The sequence below is a fragment of the Methylomonas sp. BG-2 genome, from assembly GCF_057766305.1.
In genome coordinates this window covers 1-4,541 of the sequence record NZ_JBYMAP010000286.1, presented here as the reverse complement: position 1 = coordinate 4,541, position 4,541 = coordinate 1, and the positions used below count along the sequence as shown (strand labels likewise).

The following is a 4,541-nucleotide window of genomic DNA, read 5'->3' as shown; positions in this document are numbered from 1 at the left end:
GCCTTGCTGTCCGGTAGCGTATAAGTCCAACGAAGCCGGTGGCGCATGCGATGTCCGGTGTCGCCGTCGTCGGCGAAAAAACGTTGTTCCAGCCGAAAACGGTACTGAAAATTCAGCGCGGGGGTCCAGTTGTCCAACCATTGCAATTGTTCCATTGCGTCATTGGTTGCCAGCTCGAAGTCTCTTTCTTCGAGATATTCGCCTTGCCAGGTATAACCGGCCCACAATTGCAAATGCGGACTCAGCTTATAACCGATCAACGGTCTGACGATGATTTGGCTGAAATCGCTGTTGTCGTTTCTGGTGCGCGGCGCTAACTCCAGGAAGGCTAAGTAGGGCGAGCCGCCGAAATCGGTTTGGTAGGTGTTGCTGATCCAGGTGGCGTTATCGTCCTTGACCGGGCCGGCTTGCGCGGACAGCGCGGCGGTTAGCGCCAACGGAAAAAACCCTGGCGCATAAGACTTGAAAGTAGGCATGAGCCCCCTCCGTCATTATTCTGATGTCCCGAACGCCTGGTTGGTAAACGGATTGCTTGTGGGACGGACGACCACGTTGAAACCGAACTCGGTTTGCCGGTGGCAGCTATTACAGGCTTCGGTAAGCTTATCGTAATTTTCGATAAATGCTTGCGGGTTCCGCGCGGCGATAGCCTGTTCCAGTCCGGCTAACGGTTGATCCATATGCGAGGCAATCAGGGTCGGAATCGGCTCCTGGATGTGTTTGTGGCTTGGATGGTAGTGGCCCGCATCTTCCAGGCCTTCGTGCAGTTCGTCCACTTCGTAGCCGGCTAGCGGCCAGTTTCGAGCTTGGCCGGCAAACCAGAGTTTAGCGTGGCGGGTGGCGGTCTGAGCCATGAACTCGCCGAGGCCGGGCGCGAAATGTTGGTGGGCTTGCTCGGACGCCAGCCCGTCATGGTGATGGGCGCAGCCGGGTAGCACGAGCGCGGCGGCAATCACCAAACTTAACGGAACGATTAGGGTTTTCATCGTCGAATCCTATTGTTTACAGTTGGTTGGCGGCGCACGTATGGCCGCGTGAGTGCTTTGACCATCGCCGGCTACTTGGGCGCGGTTTCAGCCGGTCGAATCGGCTTGGCGAGGTTTCAACAGGCGCGGCAGAAAATAGGCCGCGCCGGCAATGGCGATGCCGACGGCGGCGATCAGGACGGATAGGCGGCTACCGGAGCCGGTGGTTTCGACCGCCAGTCCGACCGTCAGCGGCATGTGCAACGCGCCGACCGCCGGCGCGATATGCAGGTCGGTATCGTCCACACTGAGGATGGCTTGGTATTTGCCGGGGGTTTTGAAATCCACGGTGGTGGTCAGGACGCCTTGCTTGGCGACCGTCATCGGCAGCTCGGCAATGACTTGGCCGTCCTCGCGCAGAATTTGCAAGGCCACCGGTTTCTTGCGGACGTCCAGGTCCAGCAGGTCGACGCTGATCTGGGTTTTGCCGGTCGCCGGAATGTCCACGCATTCGGCTTGGGGCAAGGCCTTGCTGTCCTTGGCCTGATTCGGATCGATTTGATAGGCGGCAAAATTGACCACGTAATAGTCGTTGCTGAGCATGCAGCCGTACATATCGTAACTGCCGCCCGCGCCCTTGCGGTTGCCGCCAAGCGGCACCGAGGCGCCGGCTTGATCCATGCCGGTTGCAATCAAGATCAGACTAACAATAAGGCGGGCGCGAGTCATGGATGTTTCTCCGTGCCGGGTGTGGTTGCGGCGATCACGAACTTGGAAACGCCGCTGACGATCAGGCCGTCTTCGGTTATCACCCGGTAACGTATCGCGTAAGGTCCGGGCGGCAAGGGTTGGGTGGTGGCGGTCAGGCGATGCCGTTCGCCGAGGACCAAGCGGGCATCGCGGTTATCGACCCGCTGGCCGTTGCCGTCGACGACAACGACCGAAGGCGAGCGCCCGCCGACATTGCCGTTAAACCAAAATTTGACGGTGCCGTCGAAGTCGCTGATTTCGGCGCCGTTCTTGGGATCGGATTTCAGCAAGATGCCCTCGGCATGGCTGGCGGTAGGCATAACCAAGGCCAGGACGGCGGCAAGCGTGTAGCGTAGCATCAGATTTTTCCGCATGACGATTAGGGAAGGCCGAACCAGCCGGCGATGAACAACACGATGGGATCGGCGAGCGGATGAAAGAAGCCGAGCGTGATCAGCGCCAGACCGATCACGAACAGGCGCGTCCAGATTTCCAGAGCCAGATCCTGCTTGCGCCACAGAAAGTGCAGAATCAGCCAACTCGCCAGCCAGACCCCGAGGGCCAGGGTTTCTTTACCGGAATAGGAGCCGATGCTGCCGTCAGGTCCGCTGCCGCGCGAACCGGGTATCCAGTAGCCGTAGCCGTGCACCCATTTATCCAGCGTCGGCGTCAGACGGGACACGTGGTGGGTGATCATCAAGGTCAAAAAAGCCAGTAGCAGGGACAGGCTGGCGGCGACGGCCGGGCCGGAGTGCGCGGTTCGGTTTTGATTGGAATCAGTCATGGTCGGGGCGGCAAGATCAAACGAAGCGAAGTTTCGCCAGTATCAATCCGGCCGCGAAACCCAGCAGCAGAAAACTCCAGGACACCAAGATCGTCACGCCGACAAAGCGGGCGATATCGCGGCGCATCGTGTTCGGCAGGCCGTAGTAATACAGCAGGAAGGTGGCCGACAGCATCAGCGGAAACGGAAACAGCGAGATGAATTCCTTGAATTCCATCAGCACGTTATGAAAGGCCGGTACCTGCTGCAGTATCCAGTCGCGCGGACCGTGCTGGCCGCGATAGCGCATGTAGATCCAGTTGCCGCTGATCGCGCCGGCCAGATTGAGCAACGTGGCCGTCAACAGCCAACGCCGCAGCGAGGTCAGATCGACCGGCAGTCCTCGGACCAACGGCAGCGCGCGGTGGGTGAGATAGGTGCCGGCGACGACCGCCAGGATCGCGCAGACGCCGTGCAGGCCGGCCTTCAAACTGTACGCGGTGGGATAAAAAAAGTTGGCGGCGGGTAGCAGCAGCAGCAGTAGCAGTGCAATCGCCACTTGGCCGCGGATCAGGAGCTTGCTGAAATGGTCGAGAGTATAGGGGGCGTCGGACATTCAGGCTCCGTTTGCGATACCAGGCCGGCGAGTTTCCGGTTGCCGATCGGGCGCCGCTCGGCTTGGGTTATAATCGCGGGTTTTCAATAATAATAACGACGGGGGCCGGCCGTGGAACGATTTACTATCTCTCTGAGCGACGAATTGGCCGTCGAATTCGATCAATGGATCGGTGCTCGCGGTTACTCCAACCGCTCCGAAGCCGTGCGCGATTTGTTGCGCAAGGAAATCGAAACCAAGCGCCTGGCCGAAGATGAAGCGATCTACAGCATCGCCACGCTCTCCTACGTTTACAACCATCACGAGCGGAATCTGGCCGAACGGCTGACTAATCATCAACACGAGGCCCACGATCTGGTGGTGTCGTCGATGCATGTCCATCTGGACCACGACGATTGTCTGGAGACTTTGTTTTTGCGCGGCTTGACCCAGCGCATCCGCGGATTCGCCGACAAACTCTCCGCCGAAACCGGCGTTCGGCACAGCGCGCTGAACTTGGTGCCGGTCAAGCTGGCCGCGTTGCAGCATCAACATAGCCACCACGGGCAATCCCATACCCATTTCCATCCGCATAGTTGAGCGCGGATTATTTGCGCGGTGCGTAAATCGAGCAGCAAAATTCGATTACCGTATTGATAGGATGTTTTTTTTAAAATTCATATTAAGAAACCAGTATGATCTTTCGTGTGATAGATTGTCAATTCATCCTACAGGAATTTTTTAAGCTTTAACCGCTAGTCGAGTATTCACCGATGTTGCCCGCTACCCGCCTAACCGCCGCCCATCCCCAGCGCCCCGCGCTCGCGCGCTGGTTGGTGTTGGGTTTGTTGTCGGCGGCGGGCTTGGTTTATTGGGGGGCGCAGCACGTCGGCACCGACATCGGCGGCTGGAGTAACGGCTTCAACCATCCCTTGAAGGGCTGGGATCACTTGGTGACGATGCTGGCCGTCGGTATTTGGGCCGCGCAATTGCGCGGGCGCGCCATTTGGATGTTGCCGTCGGTCTTCGTCGGCGTGATGAGTTTGGGTGGCTTGGCCGGCGCGGCCGGACTCGCGATTCCCAGCATGGAAGGGCTAATCCTGCTGTCTTGCGCGGTATTCGCGCTGCTGATCGGGCGGCGAGCCAGTTACGGCGCGACCGCCAACTTGGCCATCGTGGCGTTTTTTGCCTTCTTCCACGGACTGGCTCACGGTCAGGAAATTTCCGCTTCTGCGAGTTTATTGTCCTATACCGCCGGTTTCATGTTGGCGACCTTGCTGTTGCACGGCGCTGGCTTCCTAGTCGCCAAACTGGCGATGCTGATTGCGGCCTTTATGCTGACCGCGTGCTTCTCGAGCGCGGCGCTCGCGAAAGCCGCTCCTCCCGCTTTTGCGGCTGAAAGCTTGGCAATCGAGGGTTTCCAGGCCGGGCAACTGCCGAGTCGGCAAAGATTCGGCAACACTTCCGA

Annotated in this window: 8 protein-coding genes; 2 read left to right on the top strand and 6 right to left on the bottom strand. The window is 58.9% G+C overall.

Annotated elements, in window-relative coordinates:
• The 6 genes from AC3B8H_RS18810 to AC3B8H_RS18785 all read right to left on the bottom strand — a co-directional run.
• Nucleotides 1–476, bottom strand: a 476-nt coding sequence (locus tag AC3B8H_RS18810) for a DUF2490 domain-containing protein (RefSeq protein ID WP_488443060.1), incomplete at its 3' end; no start/stop codon positions are given.
• Between the two features lie 15 nt (nt 477–491).
• Nucleotides 492–986, bottom strand: a complete 495-nt coding sequence (locus AC3B8H_RS18805; protein ID WP_488443059.1) for a hypothetical protein — start codon at nt 984–986, stop codon at nt 492–494.
• An 87-nt stretch (nt 987–1,073) separates the two neighbouring features.
• A complete protein-coding gene (locus tag AC3B8H_RS18800) occupies nt 1,074–1,694 on the bottom strand; it encodes a hypothetical protein (RefSeq protein ID WP_488443058.1) in 621 nt (206 codons plus the stop codon).
• Nucleotides 1,691–2,074 (bottom strand): copper resistance CopC family protein, encoded by a 384-nt coding sequence (locus AC3B8H_RS18795; protein ID WP_488443057.1) that lies wholly within the window; start codon nt 2,072–2,074, stop codon nt 1,691–1,693. Before AC3B8H_RS18795 ends, AC3B8H_RS18800 begins: the two co-directional genes overlap by 4 nt.
• A gap of 20 nt (nt 2,075–2,094) precedes the next feature.
• Complete coding sequence (locus AC3B8H_RS18790; protein WP_488443056.1) at nt 2,095–2,499, bottom strand: hypothetical protein; 405 nt, start codon at nt 2,497–2,499, stop codon at nt 2,095–2,097.
• 16 nt (nt 2,500–2,515) lie between these two features.
• Complete coding sequence (locus AC3B8H_RS18785) at nt 2,516–3,094, bottom strand: hypothetical protein (protein WP_488443055.1); 579 nt, start codon at nt 3,092–3,094, stop codon at nt 2,516–2,518.
• 111 nt (nt 3,095–3,205) lie between these two features.
• Here AC3B8H_RS18785 and nikR point away from each other — a divergent pair, with 111 nt between their 5' ends.
• Both nikR and AC3B8H_RS18775 read left to right on the top strand, forming a co-directional pair.
• Nucleotides 3,206–3,673 carry a nickel-responsive transcriptional regulator NikR gene (gene nikR, locus AC3B8H_RS18780; protein ID WP_488443054.1) on the top strand — a complete coding sequence of 156 codons (468 nt, stop codon included), beginning with the start codon at nt 3,206–3,208 and terminating at the stop codon, nt 3,671–3,673.
• Nucleotides 3,674–3,846: 173 nt separating this feature from the next.
• Nucleotides 3,847–4,541: HupE/UreJ family protein (locus AC3B8H_RS18775; RefSeq protein WP_488443053.1), on the top strand; the 695-nt coding region annotated here is incomplete at its 3' end.